We start from the raw sequence: 21,871 nt of genomic DNA, 5'->3' as shown, positions 1-21,871 counted from the left end.
CGTGCTGGGCATCGAGGGCGTGAGCGTCGCGTTCGGCGCCACCCGGGCGGTCGACGACGTCAGCCTCGACCTCGCCGACGGCGACGTGCTCGCGGTCGTCGGGCCCAGCGGCTGCGGCAAGTCCACACTGCTGCGCGCCGTGGCGGGGCTCGAACCGCTCTCGGCAGGCGCGGTCCGCTGGGACGGCGCCGACCTGGCCGGCACGCCGACGCACCGGCGCGGCTTCGCGCTGATGTTCCAGGACGGCCAGCTCTTCGACCACCTCACCGTCGGCCGGAACGTCGGCTACGCGCTGCGGCTGGCCGGCGCCGGCCGCGCGGCGACCCGGTCCCGGGTCGCGGAGCTGCTCGACCTCGTCGGCCTCGGCGGCTACGCCGGTCGCCTCCCGCGGACCCTGTCCGGCGGCGAGCGCCAGCGGGTCGCGCTCGCGCGCTCGCTGGCGGCGGAACCCCGGCTGCTGCTCCTCGACGAGCCGTTGAGCGCGCTGGACGCCGCGCTTCGCACCCGCCTGGCCGGCGACCTCCGGCGGATCCTCCGCGACTCCGGCACCACGGCCCTGCTGGTCACCCACGACCAGGAGGAGGCGTTCGCCGTCGCCGACCGGCTGGCCGTCATGCGCGCGGGACGGGTCGTCCAGGAGGGCACGACCACCGAGGTGTGGGCAGCGCCGGTCGACGCCGAGACCGCGCTGTTCCTGGGCTACGACGTCGTGCTCGAGCGCGCGGCCGCGACCGCTCTCCTCGGTGCCGCCCCCGACGGCGCCCGCGTCGCCGTACGCCGGTCCGCGCTGGTCGCCGGGCCGGCCGCCGCGGGCGGGGCCGGCCGGGACGCACGGGTGCTCGCGGTGACACCCGCCCCGGACGAGCTGCGGCTGCTGCTCGACATCGACGGGGTCGGCGAGGTCCCGGCGATCGGTGCCGGCGGGTGGCTGCCCGGGCCGGGAGACCGGGCCACGGTGCGCATCGACCGCAGCCGGGTCGCAGTCCTGCGCGACTGACCGTCTCCTACACTCGCTCGGGTGTACCGCCGTGCCTATACCTGCCTGGTCGGCACGGCCCTCGTGATGGGCGCCTGCGCCGTCTACGTGTCGATCGCCTACGACCGCCCCCTCGTGGACCCGGAGGGCAGCTTCCTCGGGCCGTCCTGGTTCCGGTTGCCTGCGCTCCTGCTGCTGGCGTTCGGGCTCGACCTGATCCCGCGGACGCTCTTCCTCTCCCGCGGCAACCCGGGCCGCTTCTGGCCGCTCGTGCGCGAGCGGCTGCGCACGCACTGGGGCAGGGAGCGGGCCATCCTGGTCGCGCTCGGGATCATGGCGTTCTACGTCACCTACGTCAGCTACCGGAACCTCAAGTCGAACCTGCCGTTCGTCCGCGACGACGACCCGCGACCGGGTCACGTCGTCGCGAAGTCCTACGACTGGGAGCTGCACCTCCTCGACAAGACCCTGTTCTTCGGGCACGAGCCGTCCGACGTGCTGCACGGCCTGCTCGGGACCCACATCGCGGCCGAGATCCTCTCCCCGGTCTATCTCTTCTTCCTGCCGATGGTGCCGCTCGTCATCACCATCTGGCTGGTCTGGTCGCGCAACATCTCCTACGGCTACTGGTTCGTGACCTCGCAGTGCCTCGCCTGGTCGCTCGGCACGCTGTCCTACTACCTGCTGCCGACGCTCGGCCCGGGGATCGCGCGCTCGAGCGACTACAACGACCTGCACCGCACCTCCACCACCCACCTGATGGACTCGATCCAGAACGCGCGCGCCCAGCTGATCAACGACCCGCACGCGACCCAGATCGTCAACTCCGTCGCCGGGTTCGCGAGCCTGCACTGCACGATCACGTTCCTGGTGGCGCTGCTGGTGCAGTACACCGTCCGCAACAAGTGGCTCACGGTCGCGGCCTGGATCAACTTCGGGCTCGTGGCGGTCGCGACGATCTACTTCGGCTGGCACTACGTCGCCGACGACATCGCGGGCGTCGCCATCGCGGTCGTGTCGTTCTACGTCGGCGGTCGGGCGAGCGGGCAGAAGTTCGAGCGGGGCCTGCGCTCGCACCCCACGACGACCACCTCGAAGGTGCCCGTCGAGAAGGCCTGACCGAGCCGCTCAAGAACTACATCGGTGTAGTTCGCAAGTCGACACGCCGATGTTCCTGAGATTTCTGTGGTTTCTGGTTTCCAATGTGACGAAAGCGCACTAGCGTGCCGTGAGTTGCTTCGGGTGATGGGGAAGTCGTTCCGGGGTGACGTGACCTGACGTCCACGAACAGGAGCACCTGTGCGCCCCGCCGCCGTTACTGGCTGGCTCGCCGCGCTCGCGCTGACCGCTGCCGCGGTCGCGCCGATCGCCAACGCCGACCCGAGCGACCCGAGCAGTCCCAGCAGGTCCGACGTCCGCCAGGCGAGGCACCACGTGCAGCGCGCGCAGGACAGCGTGGCGAGCGTGCGTGCCGCGCTGGCGACGGCCGACGAGGACCTGAACGCCGCCGAGATCGCGTCGATGCAGGCCGCGGAGGCCTACAACGGCGCGCTGCTGCGGGCGCAGGAGGCGAAGCGGGAGGAGCGCGCCGCCGAGCGGGCCTCGCGACGGGCGGACCGCGAGCTCGCCCGGCAGAAGGACGTCTACGGCGACACGCTGCTGACGTCGTACGACGCCGGCATCGGCCTGGACGCCGTGGACGGGCTGCTGTCCGCCGACGGCGTCGACGGGCTGATCGACCGCACCAGCGCCGTCGGCATGGTGCAGGAGTCGCTACAGGTCCAGCGCGACGACTACCGCCGCGCCGCGGACGACGCCGCGGACGCCGCGATCCGGGCCTCCGACGCCGCCGACACGGCCGACGAGGCCGCCGAGCGGGCGCGGCAGGCTCGCGACGACGCACGCGCGGCCGCCGACCTGGCCGCGTCGACCTACGCCTCGATCGCGGACCGCAAGGACCGGCTGCTCGGCCGGCTGGCGCACCTGCAGGGCGTCAGCGTCCGGCTCGCCCGGCAGCGCCAGGAGGCCCTCGAGCAGCAGCAGCGCGAGGACCAGCAGGCGCAGCAGGACCAGAAGGACCAGCAGGCGGGGGGCGCGGAACCGGGAGACCCCGGCACCACGCCCGGCGACGGCACCGGCGGCGCCCCGGCCGACCCTGCGACACCGGACCCGACCACGCCGACGACGCCGACCACGCCGGACAGCGGCACCGGAACGCCGCCGTCGCCCTCGGGCGGCGCGGCGGCCGCGGTGGCCTTCGCCCGGGCGCAGCTGGGCGAGCCGTACGTGTGGGCCGCCGCCGGACCCGACTCCTGGGACTGCTCCGGCCTGACGATGGGCGCCTGGGCCGCGGGCGGCAAGACGCTGCCGCACTACTCGGTCGCGCAGTACGCGGCGTCGACGCCGATCACGCGCGACCAGCTGCAGCCCGGCGACCTGGTGTTCTGGGGCTCCTCGAGCAGCCCGTCGTCGATCTTCCACGTCGCGCTCTACGTGGGCGACGGGATGATCATCCACGCGCCGCGACCGGGTCGCGGGGTCAGCCTGGACTCGATCGACTACTGGATCCCGCCGTCGTTCTACGCTCGCCCCTGATCGGCGGCGCGGCAGGTGGGTAACGTGCGGCCATGGCCACCGTGGACGCCGTCGAGACTCCTGCAGCCGAGCCGGACGAGGACGGGCCTCCCGTCCACGTCGACGTACCGGAGCTGACCAAGGTCCTGGACGGCCCCTACGCCGAGGTGCGGGCCGACGTCCGCAAGGAGCTGGCCCGGCACGCGGAGGTGCTCGAGCAGGCGGAGACGCTGAGCCGCGACGAGTTCCGCGAGCGGGTCAAGGACGTCATCGTCGAGATCGCCGAGTCCGGGCAGGCGGGGCTCGGCTTCCCCGCGGAGTACGGCGGCGGCGCCGACATCGGTGCGTCGATCGCGGCCTTCGAGACGATGGGGTTCGGCGACCTGTCCGTCCTGGTGAAGATGGGCGTGCAGTTCGGCCTGTTCGGTGGCGCGATCCTGCACCTCGGCACCAAGCGGCACCACGACCGCTACCTCGCCGACCTCATCAAGGGGAAGCTGCTCGGTTGCTTCGCGATGACCGAGACCGGGCACGGCAGCAATGTGCAGGCGCTGGGCACCGTGGCGACCTACGACCAGGGCAGCGACGAGTTCGTGATCGACACGACCACCGCGGCGGCGACCAAGGACTACATCGGGAACGCCGCCCGGCACGCCCGCGTCGCCGTCGTCTTCGCGCAGCTCGACGTCGGCGGCGAGCGGCACGGTGTGCACGCGCTCGTCGTACCGATCCGCGACGAGCAGGGCGAGGTGCTGCCCGGTGTCGAGATCAGCGACGACGGGCTCAAGATGGGCCTCAACGGCGTGGACAACGGCCGGATCAGCTTCCAGGGCGTCCGGGTCCCGCGGGACGCGCTGCTCGACCGCTTCGCGACCGTCAGCGAGGACGGCACCTACTCCTCGGAGATCGAGAACCCCAGCCGGCGGTTCTTCACGATGCTGGGCACCCTGGTGCAGGGCCGGACCTGCGTGGGTGCGGCGGGGATCAGCGCCGCCAAGGTGGCCCTCACCATCGCGGTCGAGTACGGCGACCGGCGCCGCCAGTTCGAGGCGACCTCCGACGACGAGGAGGAGCGGCTCCTCGACTACGGCCAGCACCAGCGCCGGCTGCTCCCGCTGGTGGCGCGGACCTACGCCCTGAGCTTCGCGCAGGAGGTGCTGACCTCCCGGCTGCACGACGTCTTCTCGGGCATCACGACCGACGAGGTGTCGCGCCGCCACCTCGAATCACGGGCGGCCGGCACCAAGGCGCTGGCGACCTGGCACGCGACGCGGACCATCCAGGAGTGCCGCGAGGCGTGCGGCGGCGCGGGCTACCTCGCCGTCAACCGGTTCACGGCGCTCAAGGCCGACACCGACGTGTTCACCACCTTCGAGGGAGACAACACGGTCCTGCTGCAGCTGGTCGCGAAGGGGCTGCTGACCGACTACGCCAGCGACTTCTCCGACCTCGACCAGCTCGGCATGGTGCGCTTCGTCGCCGGCCTCGCCGTCGACACGGTCCTCGAGAAGACCGCCGTGCACAAGCTCCTGGAGCGGGTGAAGGACGTCCTCCCCGGGATCGAGGGCGGGGAGCAGGACACCGGTGTGCTCGACCCGGAGTACCACCTCGCGATGTTCCGGTTCCGCGAGGAGCACCAGCTCGGCGGCGTCGCCCGGCGGCTCAAGCGCGGCGTCGACTCCGGGATGAACCCCGGTGAGGTGTTCTCCCGCGTGCAGGATCACGTCATCGCAGCGGCCCGCTCGCACGTCGAGCGCCTCGTCCTCGAGGCCTTCGTCGAGCGGGTGCAGGAGCTCCCCGAGGGTGAGCTCCGCGACGTGCTCAACGCGGTGTGCGACCTGCACGCGCTGTCCTCCATCGAGGCCGACCGGGCCTGGTTCATGGAGCACGGCCGGCTCAGCAGCCAGCGGTCCAAGGCGATCTCCCGCGAGGTCGGCGCTCTCTGCCGCCGGCTGCGGCCGGTCGCCGTCGACCTGGTCGCCGCGTTCGGCGTACCGCGCCAGGTCCTGCGCTCGCCGGACCTGCTGAGCTGGGGGGAGAACACCGATGGTTGAGCTGCGCGCCCCGCGAATCCCCGGCCTCGGCGGCTGGTCCGACGACCCGCTGTGGGCGCACGTCTACGACTGGTCGGTCGAGCACCCGCGGGTGGGTGGCCTCGGCTGGCGGCTCGGCGTCCAGAGCGACCTGCGGAAGCTGTACGCCGCCGCGGCGGAGATCGGGCGGCTTCCTGCAGGGGCGCGGGTCCTGGACATCCCCAGTGGTGGCGGTGTCGCCCTGCGCGGGCTGCGGCCCGGCCAGGGCGTCGACTACGTCGCCGCCGACATCTCCCAGCGGATGCTCGACAAGACGATGGCCGCCGCGGAGCGCCGCGGCGTCGCGGACCAGGTGACACCGGTGGTCGCCGACGTCGGGGCGCTCCAGTTCGACGACGCCGGCTTCGACATGGTCGTCAGCTTCACCGGCCTGCACTGCTTCCCCGACCCGCGCGCCGCGGTCGTCGAGATCGCGCGGGTGCTGCGCCCCGGCGGTGTGCTGACCGGCAGCGCGCTGCTCAACGACACGGGTCTGCAGTACGAGCCGATCCGCCGGGTCGGCCGCCTCGCCGGCCTCCTCGGCCCCTGCTGCACCCGCAAGGAGCTGAAGACCTGGCTGCGCGAGAACGGCGTCAGCGACGTCGTCCTCGACAAGAGCGGCGCCCTCGTCTACTTCCGCGGCGTCAAGCGCGGTTGAACCCTCACTTCGAGCACGTCCAACCCTGCGTTCGAGCACCTCGAACCTTCAGTTCGAACGGGTCGAACCGTCAGTTTTGCGTGTCCGAACTGACGTCTCGAGGTGCTCGAAGCGAGGGTTCGAGGTGCTCGAAGTGAGGGTTCGACGTGCTCGAAGTGAGGGTTCGAGGTGCTCGAAGTGAGGGTTCGAGGTGCTCGAAGTGAGGGTTCGACCGGAGCGCGCGTCAGTGGCCGGTGGTCTTGAAGCGCTCGAAGGAGGCGTTGATCTCGGCCTCGGCCTCGGTGCGGCCGACCCAGTCGGCGCCCTCGACGGACTTGCCGGGCTCGAGGTCCTTGTAGACCTCGAAGAAGTGCTGGATCTCCAGCCGGTCGAACTTCGGCACGTGGTTGATGTCGCGCAGGTGCTCCATGCGCGGGTCGCTGGTCGGGACGCAGAGGACCTTGTCGTCGCCGCCCTTCTCGTCGGTCATGCGGAACATGCCGATCGAGCGGCAGCGGATCAGGCAACCGGGGAAGGTCGGCTCCTGCAGCAGGACCAGCGCGTCGAGCGGGTCGCCGTCCTGGCCGAGGGTGTCCTCGATGTAGCCGTAGTCGGCGGGGTACATGGTCGAGGTGAAGAGGAAGCGGTCGAGGCGCATCCGGCCCGACTCGTGGTCGACCTCGTACTTGTTGCGGCTCCCCTTGGGGATCTCCACCAGCACGTCGAACTCCAGCACGTTCTTCCTCCGCGTCTCGTCCCTCGGATCCTCGGCGACCCCGTCTCGGGGCAACCCCGGATCCGTCATCGGGGTCATCCTCCCGCACAATGACCCGGAACGCGCAGTCGAGACAGGAGGCACGGTGGCCGGACGTGACGTGGAGCACGGGCCCCGTCGTGTCCTGAAGTGGTCGGCACTGGTCCTGGTGCTCGTCCTCGTCGCCGGTGCAGCCTGCTGGCGGCTCGGCTACCTCGACGACTGGATCGACGGGTTCGGTGGTGACGACGCCCCGACCAGCCCGGCCGACGTCGCCCCGCCCCCGGACGTCGACGTACCCCCGGTGGAACAGCCGGCCGCCCTCGCGCGGCCCGCCGACGGGTCGGCGCGACTCGACAAGGCGGCGATCGGGCGGGCGATCGGCGGCCTCCTGCGCAACAAGAACCTCGGCAAGCACGTGCTCGCAGCCGTGGCGCCCCTGGACGGGTCGGGCGTCACCTACACGTCCGGGACCGGGCTCGCCACCCCCGCGTCGACGACCAAGGTGGTGACCTCGACCGCGGCCCTGTTCCTGCTCGGGCCCGACCACACCTTCGACACCACCACCGTGCTCGAGGGCCGTGGGGCGGACCGGCAGCTCGTGCTGGTCGGCGGCGGAGACCCGTTCCTGCTCAGCAGCCAGGACGCGCAGTGGGGTACGTCGACGCCCGCGACCTACTCCCCGCCCAAGGCCGACATCGGCACCCTTGCCCAGCGGTCGGCGCGGGAGCTCCGCAGCGAGGGCGTGCGCCGGGTCCGGCTCGGCTACGACGACAGCCTCTTCGACGGCCCGGCGGTGAACCCGCACTGGGAGCCGAGCTACGTCCCCGACGGAGTGGTCTCGCCGATCAGCGCGCTGTGGGTGGACGAGGGCCGCGACCCGAGCGGCTACGGGCGGGTCGGGGACCCGTCGCTCGCCGCGGCCCAGGTGTTCGCGGCGGCGCTGGAGAAGGCCGGGATCACGGTCCTCGGCGCACCGACGCACACGGTCGCCGCCCACGCGGCCGCGGACGTCGCCTCCGTGTCCAGCCCGCCGCTGGCCCAGATCGTGCAGCGGCTGATCGAGGTCAGCGACAACGAGGCCGCCGAGGTGCTGCTCCGCCAGGTCGGTGTCGCCGACCAGGGTGCTGGCTCGATCGTCGCCGGCCAGGCCGGCGTCCGTCGGGTGCTCAAGGCCAACGGCGTCGACATGGCCGGCTCGGTGCTGTACGACGGCAGCGGCCTGTCCCGCGACGACCGGATGGCGCCGGAGCTGCTCCTCGACGTGCTCCGCCTCGCGGCCGACCCGAGGCAGCCGGACCTGCGCGCGGTCGTGAGCAGCCTCCCCGTGGCGGCGTACACCGGGTCGCTCGCCGACCGGATGGACCACGGGGCGCCGGCCGGCCGCGGTCGCGTGCGCGCCAAGACCGGCACCCTGACCGGCGTCACGGCCCTCGCCGGGATCGCCGTCGACCTCGACGGCGACCTGATGGTCTTCGCGCTGATGGCCGACAGGGTGCCGCCGCCCCGGGAGGGCCTCGCCCAGACCGCGATGGACGACGCCGCCGACGCCCTGGGTGCCTGTCACTGCGGTCGCTGACGACCAAGCACCTCCTAGGCTTCGTCCATGAGTCACGCTTCCCCGGCACCCGAGCTGCCCGCCATGGTCGACTGGCGGCTGGCGATCAGCATCGGGTCGCGGCTCGCGGGCGAGGGCCCCGTCGTCACGCGGGACGAGGCGGCCGAGGTCGTCTCCGAGCTGCGGGACGGCGCGAACCGCTCGACCGGGCTGGTCCGGGAGTTCACCGGCCTGGACGCGCCGACCGGCACGGCGCCGCTGCTGGTCGTCGACCGGCCCGGCTGGGTGCGGGCCAACGCCGAGGGGTTCGCGGTCGCGTCCCGCCCGATGATCGAGAAGCTCGTCGAGAAGAAGGCGCCGACCGGGCTGTCGCTCCGGGTCGGGTCCAAGGTGACCGCGGCCGAGGTCGGCGGGCTGCTCGGGTTCATGGCCGGGAAGGTGCTCGGCCAGTTCGACCCGTTCTACGGGATCGACGCGGGCAGCGGGGGTGCCCACGCGGCGGAGTCGGCGGGGACGGTGGTGCACGGCCGGCTGCTGCTCGTCGCGCCCAACATCGCGCACGTCGAGCGGGAGCTCGACGTGGACCCGCACGACTTCCGGCTGTGGGTCTGCCTGCACGAGGAGACCCACCGGGTCCAGTTCACCGCCGTGCCGTGGATGCGCGACCACCTGATGTCGGAGATCCGCGCGATCTCCGAGACGCTCGAGCCGGCGTCGCTGCTCGAGGGCGGGTTCGAGCGGATCGCCGAGGCGATCAAGGCCGGCCGCGGCGGCGGCAGCATCGTCGACATGTTCAGCACGCCCGAGCAGAAGGAGATCCTCGACCGGGTGACCGGGATGATGTCCCTCCTCGAGGGCCATGCCGACGTCGTCATGGACGACGTCGGGCCGACCGTCATCCCGTCCGTCAAGAAGATCCGCGCGAAGTTCACCGAGCGCCGCAAGGGCGTCGGCACCCTGGACCGGCTGCTGCGCCGACTGCTCGGCCTGGAGGCGAAGATGGCGCAGTACCGCGACGGCGCCAAGTTCGTGCGCGGCGTCGTCGACAAGGTCGGCATGGAGCAGTTCAACGCCGTGTGGTCGGCGCCGGAGAACCTGCCCTCCAAGACCGAGCTCGGCGACCCCGACGCCTGGGTCCGGCGCGTCCTCGGCTGAGATGTCGCTCCACCCCGCCGTGGCCGCGGTGCGCCGCGGCGTCCGCGAGGTGCTGGAGGAGCTCGAGCCGGGTGACACCGTGCTCGTCGCCTGCTCCGGGGGCGCGGACTCGCTGGCCCTGCTCTCGGCGGCGGTGTTCGAGGGCCGCAAGGCCGCCGTGCGCGTCGTCGGCACGACGATCGACCACGGCCTCCAGGAGGGCTCGGCCGAGCATGCCCGTCGGGTCGTGGAGCAGATGGCCGGTCTCGGGGCCGACGAGACCGCGTCCGCGCGGGTGCAGGTCAGCGGCGCCGGCGAGGGGCCGGAGGCCGCCGCCCGCCGGGCGAGGTACGACGTCCTCGAGCAGATGCGGCAGCACTTCGGTGCCGCCCTCGTGCTCCTCGGCCACACCCGCGACGACCAGGCGGAGACCGTCCTCCTCGGCCTGACCCGGGGTTCGGGTGCCCGGTCGCTGGCCGGCATGCGGCGCTCGTTCGACCACTACGCCCGGCCCTTGCTCGACGTCTCGCGCGACGACACCGTGACCGCCTGCCAGGTCGAGGGGATCGACTTCTGGGAGGACCCGCACAACGACGATCCCGGCTACACGCGGGTGCGCGTCCGGCGTACGGTCCTGCCGGTCCTGGAGGAGGAGCTCGGCCCCGGCGTCGCCGAGGCGCTCGCCCGCACCGCCGACCAGCTCCGCGAGGACGTCACCTTCCTCGACGAGACGGCCGAGGCGGAGTTCTGGTCCCTGGAGGAGCTCGACGTGGCGGACTACCCGAAGGCGCTCGCGACCCGGATCCTGCGGATCGCCGCGATCGAGGCCGGGGCGACCGACAGCGAGCTCTTCCATGTCCACGTGGAGCGGCTGTTCGCGCTCGCCACCGGGCGGATCCAGGGCGAGATCCAGCTGCCCGGCCGGGTCACCGCCTACCGGGAGGGACGGTCGGTCGAGTTCCGCCCGACCGCTGTGACATCCTGACCGCCATGGAAGCCTCCAGCGTCGAGAGCGACCTCGTCGAGGTCCTGTTCACGGAGAAGCAGATCCAGGACCGGCTCGGCGAACTGGCGAAGGAGATCGATCGCGACTACGCCGGCAAGGACCTGATCATCGTCGGCGTCCTGCGCGGTGCCGTCATGGTGATGGCCGACCTGTCGCGCGCGCTCGACAGCCACGTCGAGATGGACTGGATGGCGGTGTCGTCCTACGGCTCGGGCACCAAGTCCTCGGGCGTCGTGCGGATCCTCAAGGACCTCGACGCCGACATCAGCGGCCGGCACGTGCTGATCGTCGACGAGATCATCGACACCGGCCTCACCCTCTCGTGGCTGACGTCCAACCTCGGCTCGCGCGGGCCCGCCAGCGTCGAGATCTGCACCCTGCTGCGCAAGCCGGAGGCGCTGCAGATGCCCGTCGACGTGAAGTACGTCGGCTGGGACATCCCCAACGAGTTCGTCGTCGGCTACGGCCTGGACTACCGCGAGCGCTACCGCAACCTGCGCGACATCGCCACCCTGGCCCCCCACGTCTACTCCTAGGGGAACGGTTCGCCGTACTCAGCCGTTGCTGTTCTGTGGCGCTTGGTCGCCTGGGACACTGGGGTCGCACGGCGCCGTGTACCGTCGTGAGATCGGTGATGCCCGGCCGGGAGCCGGGTCCAAGGAGCGGATGAGTCTGTGAAGCGCGTGTTCAGGGGGCCCTGGCTCTGGATCGTGGTGGCGGTCGTCGCCGTCCTCCTCGCCCTGGAGTTCCTCGCCCCCGGAGGGGGGTACGACGAGGTCCCGACGTCCCAGATGGAGAAGTACATCCAGTCGGGCGACGTCAAGGAGATCAAGTTCATCGACGGCGACCAGACCATCCAGGCGACCCTCGACAGCGGTACCCGCGACGAGGGCGACCAGGTGATGAGCCACTACATCCTCGGGCAGCAGGAGGGCATCATCAAGGAGGTCGACCAGCAGGTCGCCAAGGGCACCATCGAGAAGTCCGACTCCGACAACCCGCAGCCGAGCATCCTCGGCTCGATCCTGGCGACGCTGCTGCCGTTCGCGCTGATCGTGCTGCTCTTCATCTTCTTGATGAACAACGTCCAGGGGGGCGGCCGCGGGGTCATGCAGTTCGGCAAGTCCAAGGCGAAGCTGATCTCCAAGGACATGCCCAAGACCACCTTCGCCGACGTCGCGGGCTGCGACGAGGCGATCGAGGAGCTCGGCGAGATCAAGGAGTTCCTCCAGGAGCCCGCCAAGTTCCAGGCCGTCGGCGCCAAGATCCCTAAGGGCGTGCTGCTCTACGGCCCGCCGGGCACCGGCAAGACGCTGCTCGCCCGCGCCGTCGCGGGTGAGGCGGGCGTCCCCTTCTACTCGATCTCCGGTTCCGACTTCGTCGAGATGTTCGTCGGCGTGGGCGCGAGCCGGGTGCGCGACCTGTTCGAGCAGGCCAAGGAGAACGCCCCGGCGATCGTCTTCATCGACGAGATCGACGCTGTCGGCCGCCACCGCGGCGCCGGCATGGGCGGCGGCCACGACGAGCGCGAGCAGACGCTGAACCAGCTCCTCGTCGAGATGGACGGCTTCGACGTCCGGGGCGGCGTGATCCTGATCGCGGCCACGAACCGGCCCGACGTGCTCGACCCGGCGCTGCTGCGCCCGGGCCGCTTCGACCGGCAGATCGGTGTCGACGCGCCCGACCTCAACGGCCGCAAGCGGATCCTCGAGGTGCACGCCCGGGGCAAGCCGCTCGGTGGCGACGTCGACCTGCTGGCCGTCGCTCGGCGTACTCCGGGATTCTCCGGCGCCGACCTCGCGAACGTGCTGAACGAGGCCGCGCTGCTCACCGCGCGCAACAACGCGAAGATGATCACGTCCGCCGCGCTCGACGAGGCCATCGACCGCGTGATCGCGGGGCCGCAGCGTCACTCCCGCCTGATGAGCGAGAAGGAGAAGCTCATCACCGCCTACCACGAGGGCGGCCACGCGCTGGTCGCGGCGGCGCTGCCCGGCACCGACCCCGTGCACAAGGTGACGATCCTGCCGCGCGGGCGGGCGCTGGGCTACACGATGGTGCTGCCCGACGAGGACAAGTACTCCCAGACCCGCAGCGAGATGCTGGACAAGCTGGCCTACATGATGGGCGGCCGCGCGGCGGAGGAGATGGTCTTCCACGACCCGACCACGGGGGCCGGCAACGACATCGAGAAGGCCACCAACCTGGCCCGGGCGATGGTCACCCAGTACGGCATGACCGAGCGGCTCGGTGCGATCAAGCTCGGGGAGTCCAACTCCGAGCCGTTCCTCGGCCGCGACATCGGGCACGCCCGGAACTACTCCGAGGACGTCGCCGCGATCGTCGACGAGGAGACCAAGAAGCTCCTTGCCGTCGCCCACCAGGAGGCGTTCGACATCCTCGAGGAGAACCGCGACGTCCTCGACGCGCTGGTGCTCGCGCTGCTCGACCGGGAGACCCTCGACAAGGGCGAGGTCGCCGAGATCTTCACGGCGCTCCGCAAGCGTCCCGACCGGCCGGCCTGGACGGGCTCCCCGACCCGGGTGCCGTCGACGATCCCGCCGGTGGACATCCCGGAGGAGGTCCGCCGCCGCGCCGCGCAGAACGGCAACGGTGTGCACGACGACGAGGTCGAGGGCGGCGCGATCCTGACGCCGCCGGGTCCGGGTGGTGACGTGTACGGCGGCCCGCAGGTCTCGCCGCCGACCGGCCCCACGCCGCCGACGCCCCCGACAGCCGGTGCCTGAGGCCGCGGATGGCTGACCCGATCCGGCTGCCGGAGCGCGACCCGGCGGACGTGCCGCCGTTCGACCAGGCACGCGCCGAGGCCGCCGTCCGCGAGCTGCTGATCGCGATCGGTGAGGACCCCGACCGCGAGGGCCTGCAGGACACGCCGGCCCGGGTGGCCCGCGCGTACGCCGAGGTCACCGCGGGGCTGCGGATGCGGCCCGAGGACGTGCTGACGACGACGTTCGACATCGGCCACGAGGAGATGGTCCTGGTCAAGGACATCGAGATGTGGTCGATGTGCGAGCACCACCTGGTGCCGTTCACGGGCGTCGCCCACATCGGCTACATCCCCTCGGAGAGCGGGAAGATCACCGGGCTCTCCAAGCTCGCCCGGCTGGTCGACCTCTACGCCAAGCGGCCGCAGGTGCAGGAGCGGCTGACCACCCAGGTCGCCGACGCCCTGATGCGGATCCTCGACGCCCGCGGGGTGATCGTGGTGATCGAGGCCGAGCACCTCTGCATGACGATGCGCGGTGTGCGCAAGGCCGGCGCCCGGACGATCACCTCCGCCGTACGCGGCAGCATGCTGCACGACCCTGCCACCCGCTCCGAGGCGATGGCGCTGATCCACTCGCGCCGCTAGCGGCCGCCGAATCATCACGGTAAGCGGGCGAGCCGCCTCCTCCCCCGCGGAGCTCCGCCCGGGAAGTGCGGATTCGCCTGCATACCGTGATGATTCGCCCGCCTCTCGCCGGCAGTAGGGTCGGCGCCATGCCGAGGCCGCTGGTGATGGGGGTCGTCAACGTGACCCCCGACTCCTTCTCCGACGGCGGCCGCTACTTCGACACCGAGCGGGCGGTGGTGCACGGGCGCGGGCTGCGGGCCGAGGGTGCCGACATCCTCGACGTCGGAGGAGAGTCGACGCGACCCGGTGCGACCCGGCCGCTCGTGACCGAGGAGCTCGACCGGGTCATCCCGGTGATCAGCGCGCTCGCCGCCGACGGCGTGCTCGTCTCGGTCGACACGATGCGGGCGGAGGTCGCCGCCGCGGCCGTCGAGGCCGGTGCGCGGGTGGTCAACGACGTGTCGGGCGGGCTGGCCGACCCCGCGATCCTCGACGTCGTCGCCGAGCGGCAGTCGGCGTACGACCTCACCTACGTGGCGATGCACTGGCGCGCCCACGGCGACCGGATGCAGCAGCTGGCGTCCTACGACGGTCCGGGTGGCGTCGTCGCGGCCGTGTGCGCGGAGCTGGGGGAGCGGCTCGAGGCGATCCGGGCAGCGGGGGTGGACGAGGACCGGGTCGTGCTCGACCCGGGCCTCGGCTTCGCCAAGCTCGCCCACCACAACTGGGAGCTGATGCGGAACCTCGACCGGCTGGCCCGGCTGGGCCGGCCGCTGCTGATCGGCGCCAGCCGGAAGACCTTCCTGGGCCGCCTGCTCGAGGACGAGCACGGCGACCCGCGCCCGGTCGACGGACGCGAGGCCGCCGGCGTCGCCCTCACCGCCCTGCTGGCGGCCGGGATGGGCGGGGCCCCGGTGTGGGGAGTGCGCGTCCACGACGTACGGGCGCACCTCGACGCGCTGCGCGTCGTGGGGCAGTGGGAGGGTGAGGACCATGGATGAGATCTCGGTCCTCGGCATCGAGTGCTTCGGGCACCACGGGGTGTTCGACCACGAGCGGAGGGACGGCCAGACCTTCGTCGTCGACCTCTCCCTGGGCCTCGACACCCGTCCTGCCGCGCGGTCGGACGACTTGCACGACACCGTCGACTACGGAAGTCTCGTGGACCGGGTGACCGCCGTCGTGACGGGCGAACCGGTCGATCTCATCGAGACTCTCGCGGATCGGGTGGCCGGTGTCTGTCTCTTGGACTCTCGTGTTGAATGGGCGCGGGTGACCGTGCACAAGCCGAGTGCTCCGATCTCCGCAAGGTTCTCGGACGTCACATTGACGATCACCCGCCAACGAACAGATACGCCGGCCGCCGGACCGGGAGAGGGCCCACGATGACCGAGACCCCCAATCCGAACATCATCGACGCCGACACCCTGACGGGCGAGATGCGTCCGATCCGGCGGGTGGTGATCGGGCTCGGATCCAACCTCGGCGATCGGCTCGACAACCTGCAGGGCGCCGTCGAGCAGCTGGGCGACACCCCCGACGTGTGGATCACCGGTGTGTCGCCGGTCTACGAGAGCACCCCGGTGGACTGCCCGCCCGACTCCGGCGACTTCCTCAACGCCGTCGTTCTCGCCGACACCACGCTGTCGGCGAGCCGGCTGCTCGACCGGGCGCTGGCGATCGAGGACGCCTACGACCGCGACCGGTCCCACGGCGTCAACGCCCCGCGGACCCTCGACGTGGACCTGATCGTCGTCGGCGACCGCCGCAGCGACACCGAGACGCTCAAGCTCCCGCACCCGCTGGCGCACGAGCGCGCCTTCGTGCTCAAGCCCTGGCTGGACCTCGAGCCCGACGCCGAGTTCCCGGGAATGGGCCCGGTCGCGGTGCTGCTGGAGAAAGTCGGCGCCGAGGGCCTGAAGCTGCGCGACGACCTGTCGCTCGCCATCGAGTGACCCTGGCCCGGACGACACCCAGGTGAGGGACGAGCCGCCGGAGGTCGAGGAGCCGAGGCGCCCCGACGACTCCGGCGAGCCACCCGGGAACCTGCGCCCGACCGCGGTCCCGGTCCTGCTCGGCTGGGCCGTCGCCGGCCTGGTCGCAGGCTGGGCGCTGCACTCGCTCTGCGAGCGGGCGGGCACCGTGCCCCCGCTCGTCTCCTGGGCGCAGCCGGTCGCGCTCTGGCTGATGGCCGCCATCCTCGCCTACACCGCCTGGGCCACCTGGCGCTCGGTGCAGGTACGTCGCGAGCGGCTGCTGCCGCACCAGGCGGTCAACCGGTTCGTGCTCGCCCGCGCCTGCGCGATGGTCGCTGCCCTGGTCGCGGGCGGCTACCTGGGCTACGCGCTGAGCTGGATCGACGACCCCGCGGAGATGGCCGGCGACCGGCTGGTGCGCTCGCTGGTCGCCGCGGCCGGGGCCGTCGTCGCGGCCGTCGCAGCGCTCGTCCTCGAGCGGGCCTGCCGGGTGCGGACCGACCCGGACGCCAAGGCCTGAGAGCGGTCCCGGGGCCTTCGCGGCCGATCGCGGACATGCGCGTGCACCTGCGCGGATCCGGCCGCTGGGTCACCTACTGTGACGGATGTGACTTCTGTGAACGGCTCTCGTCGCCGCCAGCGCTCCACCCGGGTGCTGGTCGCCGTACTGCTCCTGATGCTGGCGACGGCTGCCGTCGCCGCCACCGCACTCACCGGTTCCTGGGGTCTCGTGACCGGGGCCGGTTTCCTGGCCGTCGTCCTCGGCGCCGCCGCCACCAAGATCACCCACTCCGAGCTGATGTCCTCGCGCCGCGGGGCCGCGCGCGACCGTGCCGAGCAGGCCCAGGCCTACCGCGAGCTCGACGTACGTCGCTCCGCCGAGGGCGTCGAGTTCGCCGCCGACATGCAGGGCCTGGTGGCCAAGCGGGACGCGACCGTGTCCCGGCTCGAGCGCCGGCTCACCGACGCGGCGGCCGAGCTGGCCGAGGCCCGGCGCAACCTCGCCGAGTCCGAGGAGCGCACCGTGCTCGCCGAGCGCGAGGCCGAGCGGCTCGGCGGCCGGCTCGCCGACGCCGACGAGCGCGCGACCGCGGCTGTCGTGCGGGTGGCCGAGCTCGAGCAGGAGATCGACGTGCTGACCACCCAGTGGCAGGCCGCCGAGGCCGCGCTCGCCGAGCAGCTGAGCATCCGCAAGGGCGCCTGAAGCACGATCGCGCGGTCTCACCCGCCACACCCGGTCGCCCGGCAGGCTGCGACTTTGGGACAATGGAGCCGATGCTCCCTGAGGAATCACGCTTCGAGACAGGGCTGGTCGAGGTCGTCGGTGGGTACGCCGAGCTCCCGTCCGGCTGGACCGTCGACACACCGGACGCGCGGGACCGCTTCGACGTCTCCCGCCTGACCAGGCTGCTCCGCGACCACGAGCGGCACGGCCGTGGCTGGCCGGGCTCCGGGGTCGACGACGTGCTCGTCGAGGTCTCCGACACCGGCGAGCGGATGCGCGCCAACGTCGTGGTCCGCGACGGCGACGAGGAGATCCGCGCCTGGGGCAGCGTCCACGACCGCGCCGGCGGGCGGATGCTGTTCGTGCACATCGTCGACCGGGACCTGCCCGACGACGTGGCGAAGGTCTGCTCCGACGTGCTGTTCCACTGGGCCGAGGGCCAGGCCGTGGCGGTCGGGTCCGCGCGCGGGCTCGAGGTGCAGCAGATCGACACCGGCGCGTTCGAGGACGATGCCCGCCAGCACGACTGGCTCGAGGGGGCGGGCTTCGACCGGGTCCGCAGCTGGTGGCAGATGAAGCGCCCGGTCACTCCCGACGAGGCGACGCTCGTCCCGTCCACCGACAAGTGGGAGTCCGAAGGCGTCCGCGTCCGGCTGGTCGGCCGCGGGGCGGACGGGATGCCCGACCACGACGACCTGCGTGACGTGCACGACGTGCTGGAGCAGGCCTTCCGCGACCACTTCAACTCGCGGGAGGAGACCTTCGACGAGTTCGTCCACCGGCTCCGCGAGGACCCCGGTCACCGCTGGGACCACTGGTGGCTGGCCGAGCTGCTCGACGTACCCGACGCGCCCCAGCCGGTCGGCGCCCTGGTCGCGACCGAGGTCTCCTCGGCCACCGGACCGAACGGCTCCTACGTCTCCTACATCGGCGTGCTCGGCGACGCTCGCGGCCGAGGCGTCGCCAAGAGCCTGCTCTCGACGGTGATCGCGGACGCTGCGGGCCGCGGGCGCGACCGGGTCACCCTCGAGGTCGACGCGGACAGCCCGACGGGCGCCGACGGCCTCTACGTCGGCATGGGCTGGGAGACCTCCTACGTCACCGAGTCCTGGCACCGCGACGTGCCGGTGACCGGCACTCCTCGGCAGCAGGGTTAGGCCCGGAGCGACTCCCGCAGCGCGCGGTGGATCCCGGCCGGGGTCAGCACGCCCACGAACTTCGCGCCGTCGGTCACCCCGACCATTCCGCGGTCGTCGCGCAGCATCAGGGCGAGCGCGTCCTCGAGGCTCGCGCCGACCTCGACGGTCGCGCCCAGTGAGGACGCAGGTACGCCGTCCAGCGGCTCGACGAGCGAGGGGTCGATCGCGGTGACCGAGAGCCGCCGCAGCCCGCGCTCGGCGCCCACGAACGCCGCGACCTCGTCGTCGACCGGGAAGCCCAGCAGCCGCGCGGGCACGTCGGACTGCAGCAGCCGCCCGCCGTCGGCGAACACGGCCACCCGGTCGCCGAGCTTGACCGCCTCGTCGATGTCGTGGGTGACCAGGACGACCGTCTTGCCGAGCTCGCGCTGGAGCCGGAGGAACTCGTCCTGGAGCCGGCCGCGCACGATCGGGTCGACGGCCCCGAACGGCTCGTCCATCAGCAGGACCGGCGGGTTCGCCGCCAGCGCCCGGGCGACACCGACGCGCTGGCGCTGACCGCCGGAGAGCTGGTGGGGATAGCGGTCGGCGTACCTCGCCGGGTCGAGGCCGACGAGGGTGAGCAGCTCGCCCGCGCGTTCGCGGGCGAAGGACTTCGACTCACCGAGGAGCAGCGGCACCGTCATCACGTTCGTGATGATCTTCTGGTGCGGGAACAGCCCGACCTGCTGGATCACGTAGCCGATCCCGCGCCGGAGTGCGACCGGGTCGCCGTCGGTGACGTCGTGCCCGTCGATCTCGATCGTCCCGGTCGTCGGCTCGACCAGCCGGTTGATCATCTTCAGCGTCGTCGACTTGCCGCAGCCGGAGGGTCCGACGAGGCAGACCAGCTCGCCGCGCTCGACGTCGAGGTCGAGCTCGCGGACCGCTGTCGTGCCATCGGGATAGGTCTTGCTGACGCCACGGAGGCGGATCATTGGACTACGGTCCATGCCGTGACATTAGTGGCACTGGCCGCGGACGGCCCGCAGTCCCAGAAGTGCTACACGTTTCTCACGAACAAGTGGGTGTGCGGCGACTACATCCACGACCGCTGGGACGAGATCGTCAGCGCGACGCTGGCCCACCTCGGGCTCACGGTCACCTCGGTGCTACTCGGGCTGCTCCTCGCCCTGCCGCTGGCGCTGCTCGCCCGCCGGTCCCCCCGGCTCGAGGCCGGGGTGCTCGGCGTCGCGACCGGGATCTACACGATCCCCTCCCTGGCGCTGTTCCCGCTGCTGGCGCCGTTCACCGGGCTCACCGCGACCACCGTGGTGATCGGGCTCGCCCTCTACTGCCTGACGATCCTGGTGCGCGCGTTCCTGGACGGCCTGCGCGCGGTGCCGGACGAGGTGCGCGAGTCGGCCGTCGGCCTCGGCTACGGGCCGATGCGGCTGCTGACCCGGGTCGAGCTGCCGCTGGCCCTGCCCGTGGTGCTCGCCGGCATCCGCGTCGCGACCGTGTCGACCGTGGCCCTCACGACGGTCGGGACGATCGTGGCCCACGGCGGCCTCGGCAACCTGATCAACCACGGAAGGGCCTACGACTTCAAGGCCGAGCTGCTCACCGCGGCGGTGATCTGCGTGGCGATGGCGCTTCTCCTCGACGCGCTGCTGCTGGTGGTGCAGCGGGTCCTCACGCCGTGGTCCCGGGCGCAGGGCGCCGGCTCGGAGGCCGTCCGATGAGCCTGTTCGGCGACGTCGTCCGCTACCTCCTCGACGGGTCGCACTGGCACGGCGACCTCGGCCTGCTGCCGCTGCTCGGCCAGCAGCTGCTGCTCAGCGTCACCGCCCTGGTGATCGCGCTCCTCGTCGCGCTGCCCCTCGCCTCCTGGCTCGGGCACATCGGGCGTGGCGGGTTCCTCGCGGTCAGCGTCTCCAACATCGGCCGGGCCGTCCCGACCCTGGCGCTGCTCGCGATCCTGGTCCGGGCCGAGTGGCCGGGAACGGCGTACCTCGGCCCCTACGGGCGCGCCGGCGTGGCGACCCTCCTGGCCCTCGCCCTGTTCGCGCTGCCGCCGCTGATCACCCAGACGTACGTCGCGCTGCGCGAGGTGCCCGCGGAGACCAAGGAGGCCGCCGTCGGCCTGGGGATGAGCGGCTGGCAGCTGTTCGTGCGCGTCGAGCTGCCGCTCGCGCTGCCGCTGGTGCTCAGCGGGGTGCGGCTGGCCCTCGTGCAAGTCTGGGCCACGGCGACGATCGCCGCCCTGGTGGCCGGTCCGGGCCTCGGCAACGTCATCACCGACGGCTTCTCCAACCAGCGCTACAGCGAGGGCGTGGCGGGTGCGGTCGTGGTCGCCGTCGTCGCGCTCGCGCTCGAGATCGCCGGCGCGCTCCTGGCGCGCACGCTGGCTCCCGACCCCCTCCGTGGCGAGACGACCGAGCGGGCTGTCGGCGTCACCGCTTAGGGTGCACGGATCCAACCGGACACGCGTGGCCGCCGGCCGCGGGACACAGAAGGTGACACATGAGAACGCTCCGCCCCATCCGCCGTACCCTCGCCGTCGCGCTCGCGGCCGGCGCCCTGCTGACCGCGAGTGCCTGCGGCAGCGACGACCTCTCCAGCGACGACAGCTCCGGCAGCGGCGACAAGGGCACGGTCCGCCTCGCCAGCCAGAACTTCGACGAGGCGGTGCTCGTCACCACGATGTACCAGCAGGTGCTCGAGAACGCCGGCTACACCGTGCCGGACCCGACGTTCGTCGACACCCGTGACGTCTACATGGCGAAGTTCCCGGGTGACTTCGACGTCGTCCCGGAGTACGTCGCCGGCATCGGCGACTACCTCAACATCGACCAGAACGGCGAGGACGCCAAGCCGGTCACGACGAACGACACCGACGAGTCGCTGCAGGCGATGCAGCCGCTGCTCGACAAGGCCGGAATCACGCTGCTCGACCCGTCGCCGGCGGCGTCCCAGAACGCCTTCTTCGTGACCAAGGACTACTCCGAGCAGAACGGCGTCACCAAGCTCTCGGACCTGCAGGGCAAGTCGATCACGCTCGCCGCCCCGCCGGACTGCAAGGGTCGGTCGGACTGCGAGGGCGGCCTGACCGGCGTCTACGGGATCGACATCGCGAAGATCCTGCCGCTCGGCTACGCCACGCCGGAGACCTACAAGTCGGTGCTCGACGGCGAGTCGCAGCTCGGCGAGACCGGCACCCTCGACGGCACCCTCGACGACCAGGGCCTGGTGCTGCTCGAGGACGACAAGGGCATCCAGCCGGCGCAGAACCTGGTCCCGGCGGTCTCGAGCGACTTCCTCAAGGACAACCCGGACGTCGCCGACCCGCTGAACTCGCTGATGGCCGCACTGGACAACCAGACGCTCGGCGAGCTGATCGCCCAGGTGACCGTGGACCGTGCGAAGCCCGAGGACGTCGCGAAGGACTTCCTGCAGTCCAAGGGCCTGATCGACTGACGCTGC

At 72.0% G+C, this 21,871-nt stretch carries 22 protein-coding genes; 20 read left to right on the top strand and 2 right to left on the bottom strand.

Annotated elements, in window-relative coordinates:
- The first annotated feature begins 1 nt into the window (after nucleotide 1).
- From ABD709_RS08830 to ABD709_RS08810, 5 genes are all read left to right on the top strand, one after another.
- A complete protein-coding gene (locus ABD709_RS08830) occupies nucleotides 2–997 on the top strand; it encodes an ABC transporter ATP-binding protein (protein ID WP_344774414.1) in 996 nt (331 codons plus the stop codon).
- 21 nt (nucleotides 998–1,018) lie between these two features.
- Complete coding sequence (locus ABD709_RS08825) at nucleotides 1,019–2,095, top strand: phosphatase PAP2 family protein (RefSeq protein WP_344774412.1); 1,077 nt, start codon at nucleotides 1,019–1,021, stop codon at nucleotides 2,093–2,095.
- A 180-nt stretch (nucleotides 2,096–2,275) separates the two neighbouring features.
- Nucleotides 2,276–3,571: a C40 family peptidase gene (locus ABD709_RS08820; RefSeq protein ID WP_344774410.1), complete on the top strand. Its 1,296-nt coding sequence runs from the start codon at nucleotides 2,276–2,278 to the stop codon at nucleotides 3,569–3,571.
- Nucleotides 3,572–3,603: 32 nt separating this feature from the next.
- Entirely contained in the window at nucleotides 3,604–5,604 is a 2,001-nt protein-coding gene (locus ABD709_RS08815) for an acyl-CoA dehydrogenase family protein (RefSeq protein ID WP_344774408.1), read from the top strand.
- Nucleotides 5,597–6,280 (top strand): class I SAM-dependent methyltransferase, encoded by a 684-nt coding sequence (locus ABD709_RS08810; RefSeq protein WP_344774406.1) that lies wholly within the window; start codon nucleotides 5,597–5,599, stop codon nucleotides 6,278–6,280. The genes ABD709_RS08815 and ABD709_RS08810 overlap by 8 nt, the downstream gene beginning before the upstream one ends.
- 223 nt (nucleotides 6,281–6,503) lie before the next feature.
- Here the strand turns inward: ABD709_RS08810 and ABD709_RS08805 are convergent, their stop codons facing one another.
- Nucleotides 6,504–6,992 (bottom strand): inorganic diphosphatase, encoded by a 489-nt coding sequence (locus tag ABD709_RS08805; protein ID WP_344774473.1) that lies wholly within the window; start codon nucleotides 6,990–6,992, stop codon nucleotides 6,504–6,506.
- Between the two features lie 127 nt (nucleotides 6,993–7,119).
- Here ABD709_RS08805 and dacB point away from each other — a divergent pair, with 127 nt between their 5' ends.
- From dacB to ABD709_RS08745, 12 genes are all read left to right on the top strand, one after another.
- Nucleotides 7,120–8,592, top strand: a complete 1,473-nt coding sequence (dacB, locus tag ABD709_RS08800) for a D-alanyl-D-alanine carboxypeptidase/D-alanyl-D-alanine endopeptidase (RefSeq protein WP_344774404.1) — start codon at nucleotides 7,120–7,122, stop codon at nucleotides 8,590–8,592.
- A gap of 27 nt (nucleotides 8,593–8,619) precedes the next feature.
- A complete protein-coding gene (locus tag ABD709_RS08795; protein WP_344774402.1) occupies nucleotides 8,620–9,726 on the top strand; it encodes a zinc-dependent metalloprotease in 1,107 nt (368 codons plus the stop codon).
- Between the two features lies 1 nt (nucleotide 9,727).
- Complete coding sequence (gene tilS / locus ABD709_RS08790; protein ID WP_344774400.1) at nucleotides 9,728–10,690, top strand: tRNA lysidine(34) synthetase TilS; 963 nt, start codon at nucleotides 9,728–9,730, stop codon at nucleotides 10,688–10,690.
- Between the two features lie 5 nt (nucleotides 10,691–10,695).
- Nucleotides 10,696–11,247, top strand: coding sequence for a hypoxanthine phosphoribosyltransferase (hpt, locus tag ABD709_RS08785; RefSeq protein WP_344774398.1), 552 nt, complete (start codon nucleotides 10,696–10,698; stop codon nucleotides 11,245–11,247).
- 138 nt (nucleotides 11,248–11,385) lie between these two features.
- Entirely contained in the window at nucleotides 11,386–13,458 is a 2,073-nt protein-coding gene (ftsH, locus tag ABD709_RS08780) for an ATP-dependent zinc metalloprotease FtsH (protein ID WP_344774396.1), read from the top strand.
- A gap of 8 nt (nucleotides 13,459–13,466) precedes the next feature.
- On the top strand, nucleotides 13,467–14,084 hold the full coding sequence (gene folE / locus ABD709_RS08775) for a GTP cyclohydrolase I FolE (RefSeq protein ID WP_344774395.1): 618 nt from the start codon (nucleotides 13,467–13,469) through the stop codon (nucleotides 14,082–14,084).
- A gap of 128 nt (nucleotides 14,085–14,212) precedes the next feature.
- Nucleotides 14,213–15,067 carry a dihydropteroate synthase gene (gene folP, locus ABD709_RS08770; protein WP_344774393.1) on the top strand — a complete coding sequence of 285 codons (855 nt, stop codon included), beginning with the start codon at nucleotides 14,213–14,215 and terminating at the stop codon, nucleotides 15,065–15,067.
- The gene (folB, locus tag ABD709_RS08765; RefSeq protein WP_344774392.1) at nucleotides 15,060–15,455 is read left to right on the top strand and encodes a dihydroneopterin aldolase; all 396 of its coding nucleotides are present in this window, start codon (nucleotides 15,060–15,062) and stop codon (nucleotides 15,453–15,455) included. The genes folP and folB overlap by 8 nt, the downstream gene beginning before the upstream one ends.
- Nucleotides 15,452–16,021, top strand: a complete 570-nt coding sequence (folK, locus tag ABD709_RS08760; protein ID WP_344774389.1) for a 2-amino-4-hydroxy-6-hydroxymethyldihydropteridine diphosphokinase — start codon at nucleotides 15,452–15,454, stop codon at nucleotides 16,019–16,021. The genes folB and folK overlap by 4 nt, the downstream gene beginning before the upstream one ends.
- Before the next feature lie 22 nt (nucleotides 16,022–16,043).
- Nucleotides 16,044–16,562 (top strand): DUF3180 domain-containing protein, encoded by a 519-nt coding sequence (locus ABD709_RS08755; protein ID WP_344774387.1) that lies wholly within the window; start codon nucleotides 16,044–16,046, stop codon nucleotides 16,560–16,562.
- Between the two features lie 87 nt (nucleotides 16,563–16,649).
- Nucleotides 16,650–17,246, top strand: coding sequence for a hypothetical protein (locus ABD709_RS08750; protein ID WP_344774385.1), 597 nt, complete (start codon nucleotides 16,650–16,652; stop codon nucleotides 17,244–17,246).
- Nucleotides 17,247–17,317: 71 nt separating this feature from the next.
- Nucleotides 17,318–18,424 carry a GNAT family N-acetyltransferase gene (locus tag ABD709_RS08745; RefSeq protein WP_344774383.1) on the top strand — a complete coding sequence of 369 codons (1,107 nt, stop codon included), beginning with the start codon at nucleotides 17,318–17,320 and terminating at the stop codon, nucleotides 18,422–18,424.
- Here the strand turns inward: ABD709_RS08745 and ABD709_RS08740 are convergent.
- The gene (locus ABD709_RS08740) at nucleotides 18,421–19,398 is read right to left on the bottom strand and encodes an ABC transporter ATP-binding protein (RefSeq protein WP_344774381.1); all 978 of its coding nucleotides are present in this window, start codon (nucleotides 19,396–19,398) and stop codon (nucleotides 18,421–18,423) included. The two genes, ABD709_RS08745 and ABD709_RS08740, sit on opposite strands and share 4 nt — an antisense overlap.
- 3 nt (nucleotides 19,399–19,401) lie before the next feature.
- Here ABD709_RS08740 and ABD709_RS08735 point away from each other — a divergent pair, with 3 nt between their 5' ends.
- Genes ABD709_RS08735 through ABD709_RS08725 form a run of 3 tightly spaced genes read left to right on the top strand, consistent with a single transcriptional unit; the run spans nucleotide 19,402 to nucleotide 21,865 of the window.
- Entirely contained in the window at nucleotides 19,402–20,130 is a 729-nt protein-coding gene (locus ABD709_RS08735; protein ID WP_344774379.1) for an ABC transporter permease, read from the top strand.
- Nucleotides 20,127–20,852, top strand: a complete 726-nt coding sequence (locus ABD709_RS08730; protein WP_344774377.1) for an ABC transporter permease — start codon at nucleotides 20,127–20,129, stop codon at nucleotides 20,850–20,852. The genes ABD709_RS08735 and ABD709_RS08730 overlap by 4 nt, the downstream gene beginning before the upstream one ends.
- Before the next feature lie 59 nt (nucleotides 20,853–20,911).
- Nucleotides 20,912–21,865 (top strand): ABC transporter substrate-binding protein, encoded by a 954-nt coding sequence (locus tag ABD709_RS08725; protein ID WP_344774375.1) that lies wholly within the window; start codon nucleotides 20,912–20,914, stop codon nucleotides 21,863–21,865.
- The last annotated feature ends 6 nt before the right edge of the window (nucleotides 21,866–21,871 follow it).

The organism is Nocardioides panacisoli (assembly GCF_039537325.1).
GTDB lineage: Bacteria > Actinomycetota > Actinomycetes > Propionibacteriales > Nocardioidaceae > Nocardioides > Nocardioides panacisoli.
The sequence above is the reverse complement of the archived record's forward strand: the minus strand, read 5'-3'. Positions and strand labels throughout refer to the sequence as shown.